The following is a 21,226-nucleotide window of genomic DNA, read 5'->3' on the forward strand; positions in this document are numbered from 1 at the left end:
GGCTTAACGCACGTTGAATGCGCTGCGCCTTCGGACAAACGCTACCGGATCGAACGCCCCTTGAACTCCTGAAGATATTCGTTGCTTGGCGAAAGAACGACGCTGGCTTCGCCCTTTCCGTTCTTTTCGACAAAGGTCCGGCGATAGGACTGCATCGCCCGGTAGAAAGAATAGAACTCCGCGTCCTTGCCGAAACTTTCGGCATAGATGCCGGCCGCCTTCGCATCGGCGTCGGCCCGGATGATCTGCGCCTGCTTGTAGCCCTGGGCGCGGATCGAGGCGGCTTCCAGCCTTCTGGCCGTCCGCATCCGCTCGAACGCGCTGTCGAGCGGCGTCCCGGCGGGAAGATCGGCGCGCTTGATGCGGACGTCGACCACCTCCGCGCCATAGCGCCGCGCGGCCTGGTTCACCGACGTCTGAATCTGGTCCATCAGCACGCCGCGTTCCGGGCTGAGCAGCGCGGCGAACGGCTGCTTGCCCAGTTCGTTCCTGAGCCTTGAACTGAGAATGCGCGAAAGCTGGTCTGCGACCCGCTCCTCGGTGCCGACGGTCTGGTACATGCGCAGCGGATCGACGATCCGGAACCGGGCGAAGGCATCCACCACCAGCCGCAACTGGTCGGTCGAAAGCACCGTCTGCGGGGCCATGTCGAGATCGAGCACGCGCTTGTCGATCATCAGCACCGTCTCGATGAACGGGATGCGGGGGACAAGCCCGGCGCCGGTCAGGCCAAAGGCCTGGCGCTCGTCATAGGCGTTGACGATCCGGTTCGGCTTGCCGAGCCGGACGACAATGGCCTGCTTGGTTTCCGGAACCACGAACAAGGTCGAGCTGAGCACCAGCAACAGCGCGAAGAGTCCGCCCAGCCACAGGAACGGGCGACGCATGATCGATTCGATCATTGCTGCGCCTCCTTCGTCCGGCGCTGCACTTCGGACAGCGGCAGATAGGTCTGCACGCCGGGCACCTCGACAATGGTCTTGTCGACGTTGGACAGGACATTCTCCATGGTTTCAAAATACATGCGTTTCCGTGTCACCTCGGGCGCCAGCCTGTATTCGGCATAGACCCGGTCGAAGGACGCCGCCTCCCCCTGCGCCTGCGCGGTGAGCTGCTGCGCATAGGCGTTGGCGTCGTTCAGATATTTCTGCGCGTCCTGCTGCGAGGCGGACACGTCCTTGAAGGCTTCGTCCACTTCCTTGGGCGGATCGGCCTGCTTGATGTCGACGCCGAGAACGTCGACGCCGGCGTTATAGCTGTCGAGCACTTCCTGCGCCCTTTCGCGGACAAGGTCGGCGATCTGCGTCCGCTGCGGACCGATGGCCGCATTCAGCGTGACGCTGCTGATCGCCGCCCGCATCGCGCTTTCGGTCACTTCGCGGATGGTGTCCTCCGGCTCCGCCAGCACGAACAGGAAACGTTCGGGATCGCGGATCTTCCAGCGCACGGCATAGGCGATGTCGATGATGTTCTGATCGCCGGTCAGCATCAGGTTCTGCGTGTCGGAGCTGGTCGAGCCGATGTCGATGGACGAGACGGTTTCAACCGGCACCTTCTGCACCGTGTCGATCGGCGTCGGCAGCTTCATGTGCATGCCCGGGCCCGTCGTCTCCACATATTTGCCGAAGCGCATCACGACGCCGCGTTCCTGCGGATCGACGCGATAGAAGCTGCCGAATACGATCCAGAGGGCGATCAACCCGCCGGCGATCATCAGCCACATGCGCCGGGGATCGCCGCCGCCGCCCGGGATGGAGGAACGCAGGCGCTCCTGCCCCTTGCGGATCAGGCTTTCGAAATCCACATTGGACGGGCGGTTGCCCCGGCCCGGCCCCCGCGGAGGCTCATTGCCCCAAGGGTTGCGCGGGCCGCCCCCGTCGCCGCCACCGCTTCCACCCCAGGGGCCCTGGGAACCGCCTTCATTGTTCAATGCCATTACGCTCCTGGAAATCGGCACTTCCGATCTTGATGACTGCCTATATACGAACGCTATCCTTGAATTGCGAGTGTTGCGCCAATGACGATGGAAAATGACCTTGCCTCCGCCTTGGACGGCATCGCCGATCCGTTGACGGGCAAGGGCCTGTTGGCTGCGAACCGGCTGCCCCCGCCGGTGATACGCGATGGCGTAGCGACCCTGGTCCTCGCCGTGGACGGGCTTTCCGGCGACGCGGTCAGCCAGCTCGAAACGCGGATCCGCGAGGCTGGAACCGGTGTTGTGGGAGTTCGTGACATCCGCATCGTGCGTACCGCCGAACGTCGCCAGCGGCGGCTCATCGCCGTTGCAAGCGGCAAGGGCGGGGTCGGCAAATCCACCGTCGCCGCCAATCTCGCGGTCGGCCTCGCCCGGCTGGGGATGAAGGCGGGGCTTATCGACGCCGACATTCATGGGCCGTCGGTGCCGACGCTGCTTGGCACGAAGGAGCGGGCGCAGGCCGTCGACAAGAAGCTGATCCCGATGGAGGCGCACGGCATCCGGGCGCTGTCGGTCGGCATGATGATCGATACCGACCGTGCCATCGCCTGGCGGGGGCCGATGGTGGCGGGCGCGCTCAACCAGCTTCTCGCCGATGCGGAATGGGGCGACACCGATCCGATCGTGCTCGACATGCCGCCCGGCACCGGCGACATCCAGCTCACCGTGGTGCAAAAGCACAGGCCGGTGGGCGCGGTGATCGTCTCGACTCCGCAGGATCTCGCCCTCATCGACGCACGGCGCGGAATCGACCTTTTCCGCCAGACGAACGTGCCGATCATCGGGCTTATCGAGAACATGTCCGGCTATGCCTGTCCAAGCTGCGGCGAGGTGTCGCACCCCTTCGGATCCGGGGGCGTGGAGGAAACTTGCGCGCAGCTGGGCGTTCCCTTCCTTGGCCGGGTGCCGCTGGACATCGCGATCCGCACGGCGTCCGATGCGGGGACGCCGCCGGCCGCCGGCGAAGGCCCGCAGGCCGATGCGTTCATGGCGATCGCCCGGCAGGTGTCGGCGGCGCTGGGCTGAGGAGAGACACATGCCACTCGCGACCGACGAGGAAATCCGGGAGCTGCTGCAATCGGTGCGCACCATCGCGATGATAGGCGCATCGGACCGGCCTGATCGACCGAGCCACGAAGTCATGAAGGCGCTGCAGGACCATGGCTATCGCGTCATCCCGATCAACCCGCAGATCACCGGAGAGCATGTTCACGGCGAATATGTCTGGCGCGAGCTGTCGCAGCTGGGCGTGGCTGTCGACATGGTGGACATCTTCCGCCGTTCAGAGGCGGCGGGCGAGGCCGTGGACGCCGCCATCGCGGCCGGCGCAAAGGCCGTATGGATGCAATTGGGCGTGATCGATCATGAGGCGGCGGCAAGGGCCGAAGCCGCAGGGCTCAAGGTCGTGATGAACCGCTGCCCGAAGATCGAGATCGCGCGGCTAGCTCTGCCGCCTGTGCCTGCAAGTGCCTGACGGCTGCCGAATGGATGCCGGGCGCGGCCGCAAGCACGCCGAAGGCGCGCGGCGGGTCGGCATTGAATGACAGGGCGTTTCCAAGCGCGTCGGTAACCTTGCCGCCCGCCTCCGTCACGATCAGCGCAGCGGCCGCGATGTCCCATTCATTGCCCCAGCGCAGCGACGCCGCCATATCCGCCTCGTCGGCCGCAACCATCGCCATCTGAAGCGCAATACCATTGGGGCGATGCACGGCGGTGAGATGGGCGTTCCTCGCAGCAAGCTTGTCCGACGGTATCCGCGCGCCCGCCAGTTCCGAATGCGCGCTGACCGACAGGGCGATGCCGTTCCGCCTCGCTCCCCCGCCCAGCACCGCCTCCCAATGCTCGCCGCGCGCCGGCGCGTTCAGTACGCCAATCACCGGGCGGCCGTGTTCCACCAGCGCAACCGATATGGCCCAGCCGGCGCGGCCACGCACATAATCGCGCGTACCGTCGATGGGATCGACCACCCAGACCCGCGCCTTGTCCAGCCGGTCGCGGTTGTCGGCGGTTTCCTCCGACAGCCATCCTGCTTCCGGGTCCAGCGCGGAAAGACGCTTGTGCAGCAGTTCATTGACCTGCAGGTCGATCTCGCACACCGGATTGCCGGGCGATTTTTCCCAGCGCCCATAGGTTTCGCCGGAGCGCCGCAGCGCCAGTTCCCCCGCCTCGCGGGCGATGGTGGAAAGCGCGTCGATCAGCCGGTCAGGCACCCGCCACCGTCATGCCGTCGACGCGGATCGTCGGCACGTCCACTGCGCGGCGGAACTCAAGGTCGGACGCGGGCGTCAGGTTCAGGAACATGTCCTTCAGATTGCCCGCGATGGTGATCTCGGCGACGGCGGGGCCAAGCTCGCCATTTTCGATGAGAAAGCCCGACGCCCCCCGGCTGTAATCTCCGGTGACCGGATTGACACCGTGGCCGATCAGCTCGGTCACATAGAGGCCCTGTCCGATGCCCGCCATCAGCTCCTTTGGCGTAAGGTCGCCCGCCTCCATGTAGAGATTGGTGGCCCCCGCGCCCGGCGGGCCGCTGACGCCCCGGCTGGCGTGTCCGGTGGGCCGCTCGCCAAGCTGGCGCGCCGATGCAGAATCCAGCAGCCAGCCGGTCAGCACGCCGTCGTCAATGATCGCGAGCGGCGCGGTGGGCAGGCCTTCGCCATCGAATGGCTTTGACCTGAGCCCGCGCGGCCTGTGCGGGTCGTCACGGATGGTGATGCCCTTGCCGAACACCTGGCCACCCCTGGCGTCAAGGAGGAAGCTGGTCTTGCGGGCGATGGCGGACCCGGTGATCGCGCCGATCAGATGCCCCAGCAGGCCGGCCCCGACGCGCGGATCGAACACGATCGGCATCGCCCCGCTTTTGAGCTTCACCGGGTTCAACCGCCGGACCGCGCGCTCGCCCGCGCGCCGTCCGATTGATTCGGCCGCCTCCAGATCCGCCAGATGCCGGGCCTGACGATAGGCATAGTCGCGTTGCATGCCATTGCCCGACCCGGCGATCACGCTGGCCGACGTGCCGTAGGATGTGCCCGAATAGCCGCCCTCGAAGCCGTGCGAGGTGGCGATCGCAACGGTCGCCCGGCCGATGCTGGCGCTGCCGCCCTCGCTGTTGGTCACGCCCGGCACCGCACGCGCAGCGGCTTCGGCCGCAAGCGCCATCTCCTTCAATGTTTCCGGCGTGGCGACGCCGCCGTCGTCAAGCTCCAGGTCATGCGGCGCGGCGCGCAGCAGCATGTCTTCAGGCGCAAGACCGGCATAGGGATCTTCGGGCGTCTCGCGCGCCATGGCGGCCGCCCGCTCCACCGACGCGATGAGCGCATCCGGGCCCAGATCGGACGTGGACACGCTGGCCGACCGGGTGCCGAAGAAGAGCCGGACTCCGATTTCCTCCCCTTCCGAGCTACCCACATCTTCCAGCGCGCCGAGCCGAACCTGCACGCCTGTTGAAAGATCGCCCACATAGACGGCGTCGGCGGCATCTGCGCCCGCCTGTCTGGCGGCGGCAAGGGCGGTGTTCAGGCGATCAAGCGCTTCGGGTACGGAAAGCATTCCCCGATGTAGGGCTTAGGCGCTGCCCACTGCAAGGGCCGCCATGAAAATCAGCAGCCCTGCAAAACGATTGGACCGGAAGCGGCGAAGCGCGCTGGTGCCGTCGGCGGGGTCGAGCGTCACGACCTGCCACAGAAAATGGAGAGCAACCGGGATCAGCCCTGCGAAAACCAGCGGGTCGGGCAGCTTCAGCCACAAGGCCGCGCCAAGCCCGACCAGCGCGAAGCCATAGAAAAAGGCGATCCCCGCCACGCTCCGCGCGCCCAGCCTCAGCGCGGACGATTTGACGCCCACGATCTCGTCGTCCTCCACATCCTGCAGCGCATAGATGGTGTCGTACCCCATCACCCACCAGAACGCCCCGGCGTAAAGGGCAAGCGCGGGCCAGTCGAAGCGGCCGGTCGCAGCGGGCCAGCCGACCAGCGCGCCCCAGGTGAAGACCAGCCCGAGCCACGCCTGCGGCCACCAGGTGATTCGCTTCATGAACGGATAGGCGGCGACCAGCGCGAGCGATCCCAGAGCAATTGCCTGCGCGAGCAACGGCAGTTGCAGCAGCACGACAAGCCCGACCAGACACAGCGTAATAAGCCACGCCCATGCCTTTTTCACCGACACCCGGCCCGACGCCACGGGCCGCTGTCGCGTGCGCGCCACCTGCGCGTCGAGATCGCGATCGACGATGTCGTTGTAGACGCAGCCCGCGCCGCGCATCGCGACCGACCCCAACGCGAGCCACAGCAAGAGCGCCCAGTCGCCCGGCAAGGTTCCCGCCAGCGCGACGCTCCATGCGCAGGGCCAGAACAGCAGCCAGGAGCCGATCGGCCGGTCCAGCCGGGCGAGCAGCGCATAGTCCGTCCACGCCGCAGGCAGCAGCCGCAGCCAGCCATGCTGCTGGCTGTCGGGCGTCAGCGGCGCTTCCGCATCGGGCGGTCTGGTGCTAGTCGGCGGGGATGTCATCGGCCGCCTTCTCTACCACGCCGCGCCTGTTCGTCGAGACGCAGCTTGCCGCCGGAATCGTGGTGGAGCTGCCGCAGGCCGCCGCCCATTATCTGGTGCAGGTGATGCGACGCCAGCCGGGAGAGCCCGTGCGCCTGTTCGACGACTGCACCGGGGAATGGCTGGGCCGGATGGCCGATGTCGGCCGCAAGCGGGCGACGGTTCAGGTCGAGGAGCGGCTGTCCGAACGCGAGATCGTCCCGGACCTCTGGCTCTGCGCCGCCCCGATAAAAAAGGGCCGGGCGGATTGGGTGGCGGAAAAGGCGTGCGAGCTGGGCGTCCGCCGCTTCGTGCCCGTGCTCACCCGGCGGACGGTCGTGGACAGGCTCAATTCCGAACGCCTGCGCGCGCATATGGTGGAGGCGGCCGAACAGTGCGAACGGACGGCGCTGCCCGAACTGGCCGGGCTGACCCCGCTTGAACGGCTGCTGGACGAATGGCCCCAGGACCGGACGCTGATCTTCGCCGATGAGGAAGGCGGAGAACCGCTTCTCGACGCGCTGCCCGCCACGGCCGCAAGCGCCGCGATCCTGATCGGCCCCGAAGGCGGTTTCGACCCGGCGGAACGAACCCGGATATTGGCTGTTCCAACGGTTCAGCGCGTCTCGCTTGGCCCACGGGTGCTTCGCGCGGACACGGCGGCGGTGGCGGCCGTCAGCTTGTGGATGGCCGGCAAAGGCGACTGGCGCACAGGCTGAACATTGTTACCGCTGGCGCCGGAAGCCAACTCCCGATACAGGCCGCCTCAATGAGCACAAGAACCGACACAGCAGGCGAAGACCCCACGATCGAGGATCGCGGGCAACTGATCCGCGTCTTCGAGCAGGGCAGCAAGCCCCCGGAACAATGGCGTATCGGGACCGAACACGAAAAGTTCGTCTACCGCACCGCCGATCATCGCGCGCCCTCCTATGACGAGCCGGGCGGCATATACGATCTCCTGATGGCGCTCACCGCCTATGGCTGGAAGCCGGTGGAGGAAGGCGGGAAGGTCATCGCGCTTTCCGGCGAGGACGGCACCGTCAGCCTGGAGCCGGCGGGCCAGCTTGAACTGTCGGGCGCGCCGCTCGACAACCTGCATCAGACCTGCGCGGAAACCGGACGGCATCTGAAGCAGGTGCGCGAGGTTGGGGAGAAACTTGGCCTGGGCTTCCTTGGCCTGGGCATGTGGCCCGACAAGAAACGCGAAGACCTGCCCATCATGCCCAAGGGGCGTTACGGCATCATGCTGCGGCACATGCCGCGCGTCGGCGACCTTGGCCTCGACATGATGCTGAGGACCTGCACCATCCAGACCAACCTCGACTATGGCAGCGAGGCGGACATGGTGAAGAAGTTCCGCGTCAGCCTTGCGCTTCAGCCGCTCGCCACCGCGCTGTTCGCCAACTCGCCCTTTCTGGAAGGCAAGCCCAACGGCTTTCTATCCTATCGCAGCCATATCTGGACCGATACCGATCCCCATCGGACCGGCATGCTGCCCTTTGTGTTCGAGCAGGGTTTCGGCTTTGAACGCTATGCCGATTATGCGCTCGATGTGCCGATGTACTTCGTCTACCGCGACGGCCGGTACATCGACGCGGCGGGCCAGTCCTTCCGGGATTTCCTGAAGGGCGATCTTCCGGCGCTTCCGGGCGAAAAGCCGCGCGAGAGCGACTGGATCGACCATCTGTCGACCGCCTTTCCGGAAGTGCGGCTGAAGAGCTTTCTGGAGATGCGGGGCGCCGACGGGGGCCCGTGGAACCGCATCTGCGCGCTTCCCGCCCTGTGGGTGGGGCTGCTCTATGACGATGCGGCGCTCGATGCCGCATGGGACGAGGTCAAGCACTGGACGATCGAGGACCATCACCGGATCCGCGAGGAAGTGCCGAAGTTGGGGCTCGGCGCAACAGGGCCGCGCGGACGAAGCTTCCTGGAGCTGGGACGACGCATTCTGGACATCGCCGCATCCGGCCTTGCCGCCCGGGCGCGCCTTGACAGCGTCGGGGACAATGAAGTCGGCTTCCTTGATCCGCTGCGCGAGATCATCGCCACCGGGAAGACGCCCGCCGAGCGCCTGCTCGACCGTTATCACGGCGAATGGAAAGGCGACCTGTCCCGCATCTATCTGGAAGAAAGCTTCTAGCTCACGGCACCGCCTATTTGGCGAACTGCACCGTCATCACCGGGGCTTCCTTGGTGAGCGGAGTGACACGCCAGGACACCACATTGCGCCCGGCTTCCGATTTCAGCCCGGCTTCATTGTTGTGCATGAGCACATTGGCGTCGGTGCGAATCGTGAACGTGCCTTCGGCGGTGCCGTTCGGTCCGCCGAGCGATCCCATGCCCGGAATCGGTGATTCCCGCGCCGATCCGACAAAGCCCGGCGCCTTCACCCGCGCAACGCCGTCCTTGCGCAATTCGATTGCGATGAAGGGCACGGCCACTTCCGCATCGGTGTTGAACGGAAAGACGAAGCCGTGGTCCAGCGTTCCGGAAATCTCGTAATCCAGCATGAACCGGCCGTCGCCTGCATAGCTGATCTTGCGGACGCCCTTTTCCTTCGAGAACGCTTCGACCATCGCCTTGTACTTGGCGTCGCGTTCGGCTTCCTTCTTCGCCTTCTCGGCTTTCTCGGCCGCAAGCGCGGCGGAATCCTTTTCACCGCCCGTGGTCGGCATATTCTCGATCGCGCTGGTCGGATCGAGGGCGATGACTTCCCCCTGATAGCGGAAGGTGAAGCTGCGATCCTTGCCGATCGTCAGATCTGATTCGAACTTGCCGGGCGAAAGGACGCAGGCGGCAAGCAGCAGCGCAACGGCTGCGATCAACAGGCTGGTCGTGCAGCGCATCTTCGTCTCCCCCGGGTGCGAAAGACTAGACGCTGCGCCTTAACCTGTCATCCCCCGCCGGGTCGCGGCGGCGTATAACGCTATGGCGGCGGCGTTCGACACGTTGAGGCTTTCTATCGCCGACGAGATCGGCAGCCGAGCCAGTTCGTCGCAATGCGAGGCGGTATTCTGACGCAGGCCTTCACCCTCTGCGCCCAGCACCAGCGCCGGGCGCGTTTCCCCCAGCGCGCTGTCCAGCAACCGTTCGGCATGGCCCGAAAGCCCGATCCGCCAGAAGCCCGCCGCCGCGATCTCGTCCAGCGCGCGGGCGAGGTTCACCACCCGCACCCATGGCACCCGCTCCAGCGCGCCCGACGCCGCCTTGGCCAATGCGCCCGATTCCGGTGGCGCGTGGCGGTCCTGGGTCACGATGGCAAGCGCATCGAAGGCGGCCGCCGATCGCAGGATTGCGCCGACATTGTGCGGATCGGTCACCTGGTCCAGAACCACCAGCGGCCGTCGGCTGACGTCTTCCAGCACCGTCTCCAGCCAAACCTCGTCGAGCGGCTCCACCTCCAGCACCAGCCCCTGGTGCGGCGCATCGTCGGGAACCAGCCGCCCCAGCCCGGCGGCGTCCGCAAAATCGACCTGGAGGCCGGAGGGAAGCTCCAGCCGTGCGACAGCCTCGCGCGTCGCGACCAGCCGCCGCGCAACGCGCCGCGGATTGGCGAGCGCCGCCTCCACGGCATGGCGCCCCCAGAAGCGAAGACGATTTGCGGCATGGGAGCGTTGGGAAACATGTTTGCGAGCCATGGGCCGCCTTTTGTTGCCAAGCGCGTTGACAGGCAAGGCTCCTTTCGCCAAATACGCCGCCTCTTGATGCGAGACCCCATGGACGGGTGGCCGAGCGGTCAATGGCAGCAGACTGTAAATCTGCCGGGTTTTCCCTACGTTGGTTCAAATCCAACCCCGTCCACCACCCCCTTCCATCGGCACTCTTCCGGATCGACAACGAAAACGCTCCCCGTGCGTTTGGTTGATTGCACCGCCGTTCTGATCGCGGCGCTCTGATCGGGGAGAGGCTGTTCATGCGCGGCAATGCGCTGTTCGAACCAGGCAGGAATTGCGCGACCGTCGCCCTTACGCAGCGCCATGCGGTCGTGATCGACGCCGCCGACTATTTCCGCGCCGCGCGCGACGCGATGCTGCGGGCAGAAGAGCAGATATTGCTGATCTGCTGGGATTTCGACCCGCGCATCAAGCTGGACCCGGACGCCGACGACGGTGACCACCCGAACCGGCTTGGCGATTTCATCCTGTGGCTGGCCCGGCGGCGTCCCCAGCTTCAGATTCATGTGCTGATGTGGAACATTGGAGCGGTGAAGCTGCTTGGTCGAGGCAGGGCCGTGCTGACATCGTTGCGCTGGGCGAGGCGGCGCAACATCACCTTCAAGTTCGACAGCGCTCATCCCATCGGCGCGGCCCACCACCAGAAGATCGTCGTGATAGATGATGCGCTCGCCTTTTGCGGCGGGATCGACATGACGGCGGACCGCTGGGATACATCGGCGCATCTCGACGACGATCCGCGCCGCCGCCGGCCTTCAGGAAGGTGCTATGGCGCGTGGCACGACGCCACCGTCGCCTTGGACAGCGAAGCGGCGAAGGCGCTTGGCGAAATCGGCCGCGACCGCTGGCGACGCGCATGCGGGGACGCGCTGCCGGTTCCTTCCGCGACCGGCGATGACATCTGGCCCGAGTGGCTGAAGCCCGATTTCCGCGATCTTCCCGTGGCGATTTCGCGCACGCGCCCAAACCACGAAGGCGAGGATGGGCTGCGGGAGATCGAGCGGCTCTATCTCGACATGATCGCCTCTGCGCGCCGCTTCATCTATGCCGAGAACCAGTATTTCGCGTCCCGCAAGATCGCCGAGGCGATGGCCGCGCGGCTGGCCGAACCCGATCCTCCGGAGATCGTGCTGATCAACCCGGAAACGGCGGACGGCCCGCTTCAGGAAGAAGCAATGGGAAGCGCGAGGGCGAGGCTGATGGAAAAGCTGGAGCAGCTGGACCATCGCCGCCGGTTTCGCATCTACACACCCGTCACCGAGGCGGGCGACCCGATCTATGTCCACGCCAAGATCATGATCGTCGATGACGTGATATTGCGCGTCGGCTCATCCAATATGAACAACCGCTCGCTGGGGCTGGACAGCGAATGCGACGTTACGATCGAAGCCGGAGCGACTAACGCGACCAACCGCCGGACCATTGCCGCCATTCGCACGCGCCTGATGGCCGAACATCTCGGCGTCGAACCCGAAGCCATCGTGCGACTGATTACGGAGAACGGCGATTCGATCATCGCTGTGATCGAACAGGTGCGCGGCAAGGGCAAGACGCTGGTTCCGTTCGAGCCGCCACCATTGAACGAAATCGAGAAGAAGCTCGCCGACAACGAAGTGCTGGACCCGGAATCGCCGGACGAGATGTTCGAGCCCTATGCCCAGCGGGGCCTGTTCCGTCGCTGGAGCCGCCACATGCGCCGGCCTTCCTTCACGCGCGGCCGTGGATGATCGCGTCCAGCCGCCGGATGTAGCGGCGCAGCATGTCCGTGAGCGACGACGCCACCTGCGCGACGTTGCCCCCGCCGCGCGCCGTGCGGACAAGGCCTTCCAGCCCCGCGGCCGTGGCGCGCCCGGCTTCTTCGGCAACGCTGTCGAAGCGGCGGCGGACACGCGGCTGCGCGTCCCTGTAGGCGGTCAGCAGAAGCTCGCGATCGGGTCGGCCGCTTTGCCCGATGTGCCCCGCGTAGCTGCTCGGGCACCAGGCGGCCAGATCGTCCAGAAGGTCGGGCTCGGCATCGATATGCTCCAGCAGCATCAACGGCTCGTAGAAGTGATTGAGGTAATCGCTGGCGAGGCCGGTAGCCGGGTTGACGCCGCTCACGCCGGATGGCGCGGGACGATGGCCTGACGTTTCAAGATGCGATTCCCCGGACATTGCAGCTTTGACTAGCACCCAGCGGTAACAAATCTCTTACGTCGAAGAGATTGTGGTGCGTTGCAACGCGGAGGGCACGCGCCTGTTCCAGCGATGAAGCGGTTTTTTCTGGCGATGCACGAATCTTCTTGTGGAATCAGTTTGTTGCATTCCTGCAACAACTCCGTGTCACCCTTCGCGATCGCCGCATATTTTTCTTGTGCGCCGCAAGGCGGGTAGCCATGTTCGTCGTACCCGATGGGTCACGGCGCTCTTTTGTAGCTTTCAATGAAGCGCCGGACACGCGGGCTCGCAGGATCGAACAAGATTTTGCCTGTGCTGTTACTGAAGGGGAATTTGATGACTATCTCCAAGATCACGCTCGCTGCGGCGCTTGCCGCCAGCGCACTGGTTGCCACGCCTGCTCTTGCGCAGGACGCTCCCGCCGATGGCCTGACCGTAACCGGCAGCGCCACCATCGTTTCCGACTATCGCTTCCGCGGTATTTCGCTGTCCGATCGTGACGCGACGATCCAGGGCGGCTTCGGCGTTTCGCATGATTCCGGCTTCTACGTTGGCACCTGGGGCTCGGGCCTCTCCGGCTTCGGCAGCTTCGGCGGATCGAACACCGAAATCGACGTTTACGGCGGTTACACGACCGACCTCGGCGGCATGACCGTTGACGTCGGCCTGCTGTGGTATCTGTACCCGGGCACCACCGGCACCGACTATGCGGAGCCCTATGCCTCGGTCAGCGGCGCTTTCGGCCCGCTGGAAGCGAAGGTGGGCGTTGCCTATGCGCCTGATCAGGACGCAATCGGCAGCGACGACAACCTCTATGTCTTCACCGATGTGTCGGCCGCCATTCCGGAAACGCCCCTCACGCTGAAGGCGCATTATGGCTACACCGACGGTTCGCTCGGCGGCCTGAACGGCAGCTACAGCGACTGGTCGATCGGCGCTTCGGCAAGCTGGAAGGCGCTTAACTTCGGCGTGTCCTATGTCGACACCAGCATCAGCAAGGGTGACGACCTGTTCATGGACCCGACCCGCAAGATTGCGCAGGACGGCGTCGTGTTCTCGATCGGCGCTTCTTTCTAAGCGCAGACACAGAGACTTGGGAAAGGCCTCGGCGGGCGACCGCCGGGGCCTTTTTCTTTGGTCGCACGGGGGGGGGCGACGCGGCAGGCGCGAGGAACATTCAAGGCCGGCGCGGGTTCTTCCAATATTGCGACAATGGAAGGGTTTGAAATGGCATTTGCTCTTGGCAGAAGCGTGTTGGGGCCCGCCATCGGCGGGGCGGTGCTGGGCGGCATTGCGATGCTGGCGGGCAAGATGCTCAGCAACAAACGGAATATCCACCAGCCCGGCGACGGCGCGGCCGTTCGCAGCGGCGAAGGCAGCGTGAGGTCGGCGGGGCCGACCGGCATGCGCACGGAGCCCGCCAAATGGACGAAGGAGGATGAGGCCTCGGACGAATCCTTCCCGGCCAGCGATCCGCCGGGACAGGGCGTGGGCTGACACGCAAACGCCCCCAAGCAGCGGCGACAATCCGGCGGGTCAGTCCCGCTCAAAAGAAAACGCCCCGGCAATGCCGGGGCGTTTCCGTATCGAAAGGCCTAGGGGAGATCAGGCCGAATAGTACATGTCGAACTCGACCGGAGCCGGGGTCATCTCCCAACGGGCGACCTCTTCCATCTTCAGTTCGATGTAGCTGTCGATCTGGTCGGACGTGAACACATCGCCCTTGGTGAAGACTTCCTTGGAAGCGGCAAGCGATTCCAGCGCCTCGCGAAGAGAGGCGCAGACGGTCGGCACCTCGGCCAGTTCGGCCGGCGGCAGGTCATAGAGGTTCTTGTCCATCGCGTCGCCGGGATGGATCTTGTTCTGAATGCCGTCGAGCCCGGCCATCAGCAGCGCCGAATAGGCGAGATACGGGTTCGCGGTCGCATCGGGGAAGCGCACTTCCACGCGGCGCGACTTGGAGCCGGTGCCATAAGGAATACGGCAGGAAGCCGAACGGTTGCGGCTAGAATAGGCCAGCAACACCGGCGCTTCATAACCCGGAACCAGCCGCTTGTAGCTGTTGGTCGACGGGTTGGTGAAGGCGTTCACTGCCTTGGCGTGCTTGATGATGCCGCCGATGAAGTAGAGTGCAGTCTCCGACAGGCCCGCATAGCCGTTGCCGGCAAACAGCGGATTGCCCTTGTCCCAGATCGAAATGTGCGTGTGCATGCCGGAGCCGTTATCTTCCTTGATCGGCTTGGGCATGAAGGTCGCGGTCTTGCCATAGGCATGGGCGACCTGGTGCACGACATATTTGTAGATCTGCATGCGATCTGCCGTCGTCACCAGCGTGCCGAACTCCAGACCCAGCTCGTGCTGGGCGGCGGCGACTTCATGGTGATGCTTGTCGCAGGGCAGGCCCATTTCGAGCATGGTGGAAACCATCTCGCCGCGCAGGTCGACGCAGCTGTCGACGGGGGCGACGGGGAAGTAGCCGCCCTTGGCGCGCGGACGGTGCGCCATGTTGCCGCCTTCATAATCGCGACCGCTGTTGACCGGCAGTTCGACGTCGTCGAGCGAGTAGAAGCCGCCGTTGTAGCTGAGGCCGAACTTCACGTCGTCGAACACGAAGAACTCGGCTTCCGGACCGACATAGGCGGTGTCGCCGATGCCGCTTGCCTTCAGATAGGCTTCGGCGCGCTTGGCGGTCGAGCGCGGGTCGCGTGCATAGAGTTCGCCGGTCGACGGTTCGACGATATCGCAGATCAGGATCATCATCGGGGTCGCCGAGAACGGGTCCATATAGACCGCGTCCAGATCGGCCTTCAGGATCATGTCGGATTCGTTGATGGCCTTCCAGCCGGCGATCGACGAACCGTCGAACATGAAGCCGTCTTCCAGCATGTCGTCGGTGACGGCGCGCTTGGCCATCGTCAGATGCTGCCACTTGCCGCGCGGGTCGGTGAAGCGGAGATCGACCCATTCGACCTCATTTTCTTCGATCATCTTCAGAATCTTTGCGGCGTCGTTCGCCATGGTGCCCTCGCTCTATTGATACGCGGCCTTGCATCCGCGCGGGTTGGTTAGGTCAGGATAATCAGATCGCGTCGGATCCACGTTCGCCCGTGCGGATGCGGATCGCCTCCTCCACCGGCATCACGAAGATTTTGCCGTCCCCGATCCGTCCGGTATGGGCGGCATTCTGGATGGCTTCGACCACGCGCGGCGCCAGATCGTCGTCGACCACCGCCTCAAGTTTCACCTTGGGGAGAAAATCGACGATATATTCAGCGCCGCGATAAAGCTCGGTATGCCCCTTTTGCCGACCGAAGCCCTTGGCCTCGGTGACGGTGATGCCGGACACGCCGACTTCGTGAAGGGCCTCCTTCACTTCATCCAGCTTGAACGGCTTGATGATCGCCTCGATTTTTTTCACGGCGCTCTTCCTTCCGGTTTGTCGCTGGGCGACTTCCGTACAAACGGAAACCGCCTTCCCCTGCCGCGCGTAACGCAGCAAGCGTGCCAAGTCGACTCTTACCCGCATATCGCCAGAAAAGCCGATTTTCAGGCGGTTTTGGAGCTTAACCTTTGGGCAGTTCGGCTGCCTCTGCCTAACAATTAGGCAGGCCACCCGCCTGCCTTCGCATCCAGCGCGACGAGGCGCGAATCACCACGCGGCTTCCGTCGAAAACCGCCTCCGAAACAGGATTCGCAGGGGCCGTTCTTGACGCTTGTGATAGCGGTACGTATGTGCGCTCGGCCTGATGTGCATGGCGACCGTAGCTCAACCGGTTAGAGCACTGGTTTGTGGTACCAGGGGTTGCGGGTTCAAGTCCCGTCGGTCGCCCCATTCCTGCTAAGGTGCCCTTTGACGATTCCATGGAACCTCGCCGATTTCGACGCGCACGAGGATGTGCACTTCTTTCACGATCGTTCCACGGGGCTACGGGCCATCATCGCCATCCATTCGACGCATCTCGGCCCCGCGGCGGGCGGGGCGCGCTATTGGCGCTATGCCGGGGATGACGAACCGCTGATCGACGCGCTGCGCCTGTCGCGCGGCATGAGCTACAAGAACGCGATGGCCGGACTGCCCATGGGGGGCGGCAAGGCCGTTATCCTGCGGGACGACGACGGCAAGGGCGAAGCGCGGCTCGAGGCGTTCGGCCGCATGATCGAGTCGCTCGGCGGGCGCTATGTGACGGCCGAGGATGTCGGCATGACCGACGAAGACATGCGGGTGATCGCGCGCCGGACACGCCATGTGTCGGGCCTTCCGGTGGCCGAAGGCGCCGCAGGCGGCAATCCCGGCCCGGCGACCGCGCTGGGCGTGTTTCTGGGCCTGAAGGCGGCCGTTCGCTACAAGCTGGGACGGCTGGACGTGGAGGGGGTTCATGTCGCCATCCAGGGCGTCGGAAGCGTCGGCGCAGCCCTTGCGCGCCATCTTGCGGCCGAAGGGGCGGTGCTGACCGTCGCCGACGCAGACGAAGCCCGCGCTGCCGGACTGGCGGCGGAGCTTGGCTGCAAGTCCGTTCCCGCCCGGGAGATCATGCGGGTTGCAGCCGATGTGTTCAGCCCGTGTGCGCTCGGCGCGATCCTCGATGAACAAAGCATCGCCGAGCTGGATGCGGCGGTGGTGGCGGGCGCCGCCAACAACCAGCTTGCGACCCCCGCAGACGGCGAAAGGCTGCTTTCCAAGGGCATTCTCTATGCCCCCGACTATGTCATCAACGCAGGCGGCATCATCAACGTCGCCACCGAATATCTGGGGCAAGGCGACGCAGAATCCGTTCGCGGCAAGCTGGCGCAGATCCCCGAAAGGCTGACCGCGATCTTCGAGCAGAGCGAGCGGCGCGGGCTTCCCACCGACCGCATCGCCGACGACATGGCCCGGCGTCTGATCGGCAGGGACTGATCGCTACTGGCAGCACCGGGCGAATTTTCCCGGATTCCTCTGGCTTCCAAAGCGCGCTAGAGCTTGGGCGATGGGCGGGCTGATCCTTCGACGGCTTTTGACCGGGCTGCCAACATTGCTGCTGGTGGTCGCGCTGTCGTTCATGCTGATGAGGATCGCCCCGGGTGGTCCGTTCGACGGCGAACGGGCGCTGGACCCTGCGACCCGCGCCGCGCTGGCGAGCCGCTATGGGCTGGACAAGCCGCTGGGCGAGCAGTTCCTATCCTATATTGGCGGGCTGCTCCGGGGCGATTTCGGGCCGTCGATGGTCTATCGCGACTTCTCCGTCACCTCGCTGGTGGCGCATGGGCTTCCCGTCAGCCTCACATTGGGCGCGCTTGCGCTGGCACTGGCCTTGTCCATCGGGATTCCGCTCGGGTGCTGGGCGGCCTGGCGGCGGACCGGCGGCGCGGATCGCAGCGTTCTGGTGACGGCGACGCTGCTCAACGCCGTTCCCACTTTCGTCACTGCGCCCCTGCTGGTGCTGGTCTTCGGTCTGGCGCTGGGGTGGCTGCCCGTGTCCGGATGGCGGGACAATGGTCCTGCGGCGCTGATCCTGCCGTCGGTCGCGCTCGCCCTGCCGACGCTTGGGGCCGTAATGAAGCTCACCCGGTCGGGGCTGGCCGATGTTCTTGACCAGGATTTCATCCGCACCGCCCGCGCCAAGGGGCTGTCGCCCGCCGTCATCCTTCGCCGCCATGCGCTGAGGCCGGCGCTGATGCCGGTGGTCAGCTATCTCGGCCCGGCGGCGGCGGGGCTGCTCACCGGCGCGGTGGTGATCGAGACGGTGTTCTCTCTGCCGGGGCTGGGCCGTTATTTCGTGCAGGGCGCACTCAACCGCGACTATCCGCTCGTGCTGGGCGTGGTGGTGCTCTACGCCGCGCTCATCATCCTGTTCAACCTCATCGCCGACCTGATCTACGGCTGGCTCGATCCCCGGGTGCGGACGGGATGAGGGGTGCGGCGCTGGTCCTTGGCGGCATGCTGCTGGCGGCGCTTGTGGGGCCGCTGTTTCTCGCCTGGCCGCATGACGTCATCGACTGGAACGCGATCAGCGCCGGCATGGGCGCGCCGGGACACCTGCTGGGCACCGACAATGTAGGACGCGACCTGCTCGCCAGGACGCTGATCGGCACCCGCGTCACCCTTGGCGTCGCGCTTGCCGCCGCGCTCGTCAGCCTTCTGATCGGCGGCTTGTGGGGGGCCACGGCCGGATGGATCGGCGGCCGCACGGACGAGGCGATGATGCGTTTCGTCGATGCGCTCTACGCCTTGCCGTTCATGTTCATCGTCATCGTGCTGATGGTGCTGTTCGGGCGATCCATCCTGCTGGTGTTCATCGGCATCGGCGCGGTGGAATGGCTGACCATGGCCCGGATCGTGCGGGGCCAGACGATGGCGCTTAAGCAACGCGGCTTCGTCACGGCGGCGGAGGCGGCCGGAGCGCCGGGTCGTCTGATCGTCGCCCGCCATATCCTGCCCAATCTGGCGGGCGTGGCCTTTGCCTATCTGATGCTCACCGTGCCACAGGTGGTGATGGTGGAGAGCTTTCTTTCCTTCCTTGGCCTTGGCGTTCAGGAGCCGCTGACCTCGCTTGGCATTCTGGTGAAGGAAGGGGCGGACCAGATGGAGTTCAGGCCGCACACGCTGCTGGTGCCGGGAGCGGTGCTGGTCGCCATCCTGATCTGCCTGATGCTGCTGGGCGAGCGGCTGCGCGAACGCTTCGCCGCATGACGGTCTATGCAGTCGACGGGCTTTCGGTGCGCTTCGACGAACGCCGGGTGGTGGAGGGGTTGAGCTTTTCCGTCGCGGCCGGGGAATGCCTTGCGCTGGTGGGCGAATCCGGATCGGGCAAGAGCCAGGCGTGCCTTGCCCCCTTCGGCCTGTCGCGCGGCACGGCCGAAGGATCGGCGGTGCTCATGGGAGAGCAGCTCATCGGCCTGCCGGAGGCGCGGCTGCGGCCCCTGCGGGGGAAAGGCGCGGGCTTCGTCTTCCAGCAGCCATTGTCGGCGCTGACCCCGCATCTTCGCATCAGCGCGCAGCTTGCCGAATCCATGGGCACGCACGACAGGCAGCGCCTTGCCGGGGCGCTTGACGATGTCGGCATCGACCGGCCGGAAGAGCGGCTGCGCCAATACCCCCACCAGCTTTCGGGCGGCCAGCGCCAGCGGGTGATGATCGCAATGGCGGTTGCGCATGATCCAAGGCTCTTGATTGCCGATGAGCCGACGACCGCGCTTGACGCAATGGTCCGGCGCGAAATCCTGCGCCTCATCGACCGGCTGCGGGCGGAAAAGGGGCTTGCGGTCATCCTCGTCAGCCATGACCTTGGCCTTGTCGCCGACCATGCCGACAGGATGCTGGTGATGCGCCGTGGCGGCATGGTGGAGGAGGGGCCGGCCGCAAGGCTGCTCACCGCGCCGTCCACCGATTACGCCCGCGCGCTTGCGAACGCCGCGCCGCGCATGGATTCGCCCGCGCCCGATCTGCCGCCGGTGGGCGAGGCGTTGCTGGAGGCAAGGGGCGTCCGCGTTTCCTTTCGCCGCCCCTGCTGGCGCGGCGGATGGTTCGACGCAGTGAGCGACGCAGCGCTCGATATTCGCATTGGGGAGGCGGTGGCGCTGGTCGGCGGGTCCGGCTCCGGCAAATCGACGCTGGCGCGCGCAATCGGGGGCCTTGGGCCGATGCAGGCTGGCGAGGTGCAATGGCAAGGCCGCCTGCTCGGGCAGCGCGGGCAAATCGCCTTTGCCGACAGGCGCGGGATTCAGCTTGTGGCGCAGGACCCGGTCGATAGCCTCGACCCCCGCTGGAACGCCGCCCGGTCTGTCGCCGAAGGCCTGAACCCGCTTCACCCGCCGCGCGAGACCGACCCTGCAATAAAGGAACTGCTGGCCGAGGTCAGCCTGGACCCGGAACTCGCCTCGCGCCGTCCCGCCGGATTGTCCGGAGGTCAGGCGCAGCGTGTCGCCATTGCCCGCGCGCTTGCGGCAGGGCCGCTACTGCTGGTTTGCGACGAAGCGACAAGCGCGCTCGACGTCACCGTCCAGGCGGAGGTGATGGCGCTGCTTTCACGGCTGCGGCGCGAGCGGAGGCTGTCGATGCTGTTCATCAGCCACGATCTGGCGCTGGTCCGGCAGCTCTGCCATCGCATCGTCGTGCTCGATCAGGGCCGGGTGGTGGAGGCGGGGCCAACGGGCGAGCTGCTGGCCAAGCCCCGATCCGACATCACGCAACGACTGATCGCCGCGTCGGCCTGACCTACTTGCAGTAGCTGGGCAGCTGGGCCGGCGCGCTGCCGCGAACGAGCCATGCGCCGTTTTCACTGCGATAGGCCTCTCCCGGCACGACGCGGGTCTGGAAAAGTTCGCACGCCGTCGCCGCCGCCACTTCCTGCACCGTCACGCCGCGCTTGGCGGCAAGATCGGTATAAAATGCCCGGCGCTTGATGTTGATGGCGTCCACGCGCGATTTGAGATCCCCCGCAGGGGATTTGGCAAAGCCCAGATAGCCGTCCGCCTGCTCGCCGACCACGCCTTGTGCGCGAGCCTGCTCCACCACCGGGTCCGCCGCCTGGGCCAGCGCACTGCCGCCGGCAGCGGCCGCGATCATCAGCGCCATCAGTAATTTGACAGGGCGTTTCATCAGAATACTCCCGGATTGGACTGGATCAGGTCCTGCACGTCCTTTTCGAGCCGGACGATCACTTCCTGGCGGATGTTGACGTTGAGATTGATCTCGATCGGCTTGTCCGGCGCGCGCACCTGCACACATCCCGAAAGCAGCACGGCAGCCGCAACCGGCGGCAGGAGAAGGCGTTTTTTCATAAGCCGCTGACTCGCATCCCTTTGCTCCATCGTCAATCTCGCTCGTTTCATCGCAGCTACTGGCTGTCTGGCGGCTGAACCGGAGCGCCGCCTTGCTCCGCATCCTCCGCCACCGGCGCCGCCTGGCGGACAG

23 protein-coding genes and 2 tRNA genes are annotated in these 21,226 nt (G+C 65.6%); 13 read left to right on the forward strand and 12 right to left on the reverse strand.

Annotation, left to right across the window (positions count from 1 at the left end):
* Positions 1–41: 41 nt before the first annotated feature.
* On the reverse strand, positions 42–902 hold the full coding sequence (gene hflC / locus BSL82_RS12605) for a protease modulator HflC (RefSeq protein ID WP_072597826.1): 861 nt from the start codon (positions 900–902) through the stop codon (positions 42–44).
* Positions 899–1,936: an FtsH protease activity modulator HflK gene (gene hflK / locus BSL82_RS12610; protein WP_072597827.1), complete on the reverse strand. Its 1,038-nt coding sequence runs from the start codon at positions 1,934–1,936 to the stop codon at positions 899–901. Before hflK ends, hflC begins: the two co-directional genes overlap by 4 nt.
* Before the next feature lie 81 nt (positions 1,937–2,017).
* Here hflK and BSL82_RS12615 point away from each other — a divergent pair, with 81 nt between their 5' ends.
* Complete coding sequence (locus BSL82_RS12615; protein WP_072597828.1) at positions 2,018–3,001, forward strand: Mrp/NBP35 family ATP-binding protein; 984 nt, start codon at positions 2,018–2,020, stop codon at positions 2,999–3,001.
* A 10-nt stretch (positions 3,002–3,011) separates the two neighbouring features.
* Positions 3,012–3,449 (forward strand): CoA-binding protein, encoded by a 438-nt coding sequence (locus tag BSL82_RS12620; protein ID WP_072597829.1) that lies wholly within the window; start codon positions 3,012–3,014, stop codon positions 3,447–3,449.
* Here the strand turns inward: BSL82_RS12620 and BSL82_RS12625 are convergent.
* Genes BSL82_RS12625 through ubiA form a run of 3 tightly spaced genes read right to left on the reverse strand, consistent with a single transcriptional unit; the run spans position 3,373 to position 6,481 of the window.
* Positions 3,373–4,185 (reverse strand): 3'(2'),5'-bisphosphate nucleotidase CysQ, encoded by an 813-nt coding sequence (locus BSL82_RS12625; protein ID WP_072597830.1) that lies wholly within the window; start codon positions 4,183–4,185, stop codon positions 3,373–3,375. The genes BSL82_RS12620 and BSL82_RS12625 overlap by 77 nt on opposite strands.
* Positions 4,178–5,524, reverse strand: a complete 1,347-nt coding sequence (locus BSL82_RS12630; protein WP_072597831.1) for a TldD/PmbA family protein — start codon at positions 5,522–5,524, stop codon at positions 4,178–4,180. Before BSL82_RS12630 ends, BSL82_RS12625 begins: the two co-directional genes overlap by 8 nt.
* Positions 5,525–5,539: 15 nt before the next feature.
* A complete protein-coding gene (gene ubiA / locus BSL82_RS12635) occupies positions 5,540–6,481 on the reverse strand; it encodes a 4-hydroxybenzoate octaprenyltransferase (RefSeq protein ID WP_072597832.1) in 942 nt (313 codons plus the stop codon).
* Between ubiA and BSL82_RS12640 the strand changes: the two genes are divergently transcribed.
* Both BSL82_RS12640 and BSL82_RS12645 read left to right on the forward strand, forming a co-directional pair.
* Positions 6,475–7,218: a 16S rRNA (uracil(1498)-N(3))-methyltransferase gene (locus BSL82_RS12640; RefSeq protein WP_072598779.1), complete on the forward strand. Its 744-nt coding sequence runs from the start codon at positions 6,475–6,477 to the stop codon at positions 7,216–7,218. The genes ubiA and BSL82_RS12640 overlap by 7 nt on opposite strands.
* 50 nt (positions 7,219–7,268) lie before the next feature.
* Complete coding sequence (locus tag BSL82_RS12645; RefSeq protein ID WP_072597833.1) at positions 7,269–8,642, forward strand: glutamate--cysteine ligase; 1,374 nt, start codon at positions 7,269–7,271, stop codon at positions 8,640–8,642.
* Between the two features lie 13 nt (positions 8,643–8,655).
* On the opposite strand, the gene BSL82_RS12650 is transcribed toward BSL82_RS12645, so the two are convergent.
* Both BSL82_RS12650 and BSL82_RS12655 read right to left on the reverse strand, forming a co-directional pair.
* A complete protein-coding gene (locus BSL82_RS12650; RefSeq protein ID WP_072597834.1) occupies positions 8,656–9,348 on the reverse strand; it encodes a hypothetical protein in 693 nt (230 codons plus the stop codon).
* Positions 9,349–9,387: 39 nt separating this feature from the next.
* Complete coding sequence (locus tag BSL82_RS12655) at positions 9,388–10,140, reverse strand: TrmH family RNA methyltransferase (RefSeq protein WP_072598780.1); 753 nt, start codon at positions 10,138–10,140, stop codon at positions 9,388–9,390.
* A gap of 80 nt (positions 10,141–10,220) precedes the next feature.
* On the opposite strand from BSL82_RS12655, the gene BSL82_RS12660 reads away from it, so the two are divergent.
* Both BSL82_RS12660 and BSL82_RS12665 read left to right on the forward strand, forming a co-directional pair.
* Positions 10,221–10,306: transfer RNA gene (locus BSL82_RS12660), tRNA-Tyr, on the forward strand.
* Positions 10,307–10,367: 61 nt separating this feature from the next.
* Entirely contained in the window at positions 10,368–11,903 is a 1,536-nt protein-coding gene (locus BSL82_RS12665) for a phospholipase D-like domain-containing protein (RefSeq protein WP_335743893.1), read from the forward strand.
* Here the strand turns inward: BSL82_RS12665 and BSL82_RS12670 are convergent.
* Complete coding sequence (locus BSL82_RS12670; RefSeq protein ID WP_158010887.1) at positions 11,884–12,276, reverse strand: hypothetical protein; 393 nt, start codon at positions 12,274–12,276, stop codon at positions 11,884–11,886. The genes BSL82_RS12665 and BSL82_RS12670 overlap by 20 nt on opposite strands.
* Positions 12,277–12,669: 393 nt before the next feature.
* Between BSL82_RS12670 and BSL82_RS12675 the strand changes: the two genes are divergently transcribed.
* Positions 12,670–13,410 (forward strand): TorF family putative porin, encoded by a 741-nt coding sequence (locus tag BSL82_RS12675; RefSeq protein WP_072598781.1) that lies wholly within the window; start codon positions 12,670–12,672, stop codon positions 13,408–13,410.
* Positions 13,411–13,560: 150 nt separating this feature from the next.
* A complete protein-coding gene (locus BSL82_RS12680; RefSeq protein ID WP_072597837.1) occupies positions 13,561–13,830 on the forward strand; it encodes a hypothetical protein in 270 nt (89 codons plus the stop codon).
* A gap of 108 nt (positions 13,831–13,938) precedes the next feature.
* Here the strand turns inward: BSL82_RS12680 and glnA are convergent, their stop codons facing one another.
* Together glnA and BSL82_RS12690 are read right to left on the reverse strand one after the other, a co-directional pair.
* Positions 13,939–15,351 carry a type I glutamate--ammonia ligase gene (gene glnA, locus BSL82_RS12685; protein ID WP_072597838.1) on the reverse strand — a complete coding sequence of 471 codons (1,413 nt, stop codon included), beginning with the start codon at positions 15,349–15,351 and terminating at the stop codon, positions 13,939–13,941.
* A gap of 61 nt (positions 15,352–15,412) precedes the next feature.
* Positions 15,413–15,751 carry a P-II family nitrogen regulator gene (locus tag BSL82_RS12690; protein ID WP_072597839.1) on the reverse strand — a complete coding sequence of 113 codons (339 nt, stop codon included), beginning with the start codon at positions 15,749–15,751 and terminating at the stop codon, positions 15,413–15,415.
* A 337-nt stretch (positions 15,752–16,088) separates the two neighbouring features.
* Here BSL82_RS12690 and BSL82_RS12695 point away from each other — a divergent pair.
* The 5 genes from BSL82_RS12695 (at position 16,089) to BSL82_RS12715 (ending at position 20,526) form a co-directional block, all read left to right on the forward strand.
* Positions 16,089–16,165 (forward strand) — tRNA-His (locus tag BSL82_RS12695).
* Between the two features lie 18 nt (positions 16,166–16,183).
* Positions 16,184–17,230 (forward strand): Leu/Phe/Val dehydrogenase, encoded by a 1,047-nt coding sequence (locus tag BSL82_RS12700; protein WP_072597840.1) that lies wholly within the window; start codon positions 16,184–16,186, stop codon positions 17,228–17,230.
* 70 nt (positions 17,231–17,300) lie between these two features.
* Positions 17,301–18,224, forward strand: a complete 924-nt coding sequence (locus BSL82_RS12705) for an ABC transporter permease (protein WP_072597841.1) — start codon at positions 17,301–17,303, stop codon at positions 18,222–18,224.
* Positions 18,221–19,003 carry an ABC transporter permease gene (locus BSL82_RS12710; RefSeq protein WP_072597842.1) on the forward strand — a complete coding sequence of 261 codons (783 nt, stop codon included), beginning with the start codon at positions 18,221–18,223 and terminating at the stop codon, positions 19,001–19,003. Before BSL82_RS12705 ends, BSL82_RS12710 begins: the two co-directional genes overlap by 4 nt.
* Positions 19,000–20,526, forward strand: a complete 1,527-nt coding sequence (locus BSL82_RS12715; protein ID WP_072597843.1) for an ATP-binding cassette domain-containing protein — start codon at positions 19,000–19,002, stop codon at positions 20,524–20,526. Before BSL82_RS12710 ends, BSL82_RS12715 begins: the two co-directional genes overlap by 4 nt.
* Before the next feature lies 1 nt (position 20,527).
* Here the strand turns inward: BSL82_RS12715 and BSL82_RS12720 are convergent, their stop codons facing one another.
* Both BSL82_RS12720 and BSL82_RS12725 read right to left on the reverse strand, forming a co-directional pair.
* On the reverse strand, positions 20,528–20,911 hold the full coding sequence (locus BSL82_RS12720; protein ID WP_072597844.1) for a YdbL family probable chaperone protein: 384 nt from the start codon (positions 20,909–20,911) through the stop codon (positions 20,528–20,530).
* Entirely contained in the window at positions 20,911–21,093 is a 183-nt protein-coding gene (locus BSL82_RS12725; RefSeq protein WP_072597845.1) for a YnbE family lipoprotein, read from the reverse strand. The genes BSL82_RS12720 and BSL82_RS12725 overlap by 1 nt, the downstream gene beginning before the upstream one ends.
* Between the last annotated feature and the right edge of the window lie 133 nt (positions 21,094–21,226).

The organism is Tardibacter chloracetimidivorans, assembly GCF_001890385.1.
Classification (GTDB): Bacteria; Pseudomonadota; Alphaproteobacteria; order Sphingomonadales; family Sphingomonadaceae; genus Tardibacter; species Tardibacter chloracetimidivorans.

What these genes read in the sequence shown, in the direction of transcription:
- BSL82_RS12630 (WP_072597831.1), bottom strand. Translation starts at nt 5,524, where the DNA reads ATGCTTTCCGTACCCGAAGCGCTTGATCGCCTGAACACCGCCCTTGCC.
- BSL82_RS12720 (WP_072597844.1), bottom strand. Translation starts at nt 20,911, where the DNA reads ATGAAACGCCCTGTCAAATTACTGATGGCGCTGATGATCGCGGCCGCT.
- BSL82_RS12655 (WP_072598780.1), bottom strand. Translation starts at nt 10,140, where the DNA reads ATGGCTCGCAAACATGTTTCCCAACGCTCCCATGCCGCAAATCGTCTT.
- hflK (WP_072597827.1), bottom strand. Translation starts at nt 1,936, where the DNA reads ATGGCATTGAACAATGAAGGCGGTTCCCAGGGCCCCTGGGGTGGAAGC.
- ubiA (WP_072597832.1), bottom strand. Translation starts at nt 6,481, where the DNA reads ATGACATCCCCGCCGACTAGCACCAGACCGCCCGATGCGGAAGCGCCG.
- BSL82_RS12710 (WP_072597842.1), top strand. Translation starts at nt 18,221, where the DNA reads ATGAGGGGTGCGGCGCTGGTCCTTGGCGGCATGCTGCTGGCGGCGCTT.
- glnA (WP_072597838.1), bottom strand. Translation starts at nt 15,351, where the DNA reads ATGGCGAACGACGCCGCAAAGATTCTGAAGATGATCGAAGAAAATGAG.
- BSL82_RS12675 (WP_072598781.1), top strand. Translation starts at nt 12,670, where the DNA reads ATGACTATCTCCAAGATCACGCTCGCTGCGGCGCTTGCCGCCAGCGCA.
- BSL82_RS12725 (WP_072597845.1), bottom strand. Translation starts at nt 21,093, where the DNA reads ATGAAAAAACGCCTTCTCCTGCCGCCGGTTGCGGCTGCCGTGCTGCTT.
- hflC (WP_072597826.1), bottom strand. Translation starts at nt 902, where the DNA reads ATGATCGAATCGATCATGCGTCGCCCGTTCCTGTGGCTGGGCGGACTC.
- BSL82_RS12620 (WP_072597829.1), top strand. Translation starts at nt 3,012, where the DNA reads ATGCCACTCGCGACCGACGAGGAAATCCGGGAGCTGCTGCAATCGGTG.
- BSL82_RS12650 (WP_072597834.1), bottom strand. Translation starts at nt 9,348, where the DNA reads ATGCGCTGCACGACCAGCCTGTTGATCGCAGCCGTTGCGCTGCTGCTT.
- BSL82_RS12645 (WP_072597833.1), top strand. Translation starts at nt 7,269, where the DNA reads ATGAGCACAAGAACCGACACAGCAGGCGAAGACCCCACGATCGAGGAT.
- BSL82_RS12640 (WP_072598779.1), top strand. Translation starts at nt 6,475, where the DNA reads ATGTCATCGGCCGCCTTCTCTACCACGCCGCGCCTGTTCGTCGAGACG.
- BSL82_RS12705 (WP_072597841.1), top strand. Translation starts at nt 17,301, where the DNA reads ATGGGCGGGCTGATCCTTCGACGGCTTTTGACCGGGCTGCCAACATTG.
- BSL82_RS12680 (WP_072597837.1), top strand. Translation starts at nt 13,561, where the DNA reads ATGGCATTTGCTCTTGGCAGAAGCGTGTTGGGGCCCGCCATCGGCGGG.
- BSL82_RS12715 (WP_072597843.1), top strand. Translation starts at nt 19,000, where the DNA reads ATGACGGTCTATGCAGTCGACGGGCTTTCGGTGCGCTTCGACGAACGC.
- BSL82_RS12615 (WP_072597828.1), top strand. Translation starts at nt 2,018, where the DNA reads ATGACGATGGAAAATGACCTTGCCTCCGCCTTGGACGGCATCGCCGAT.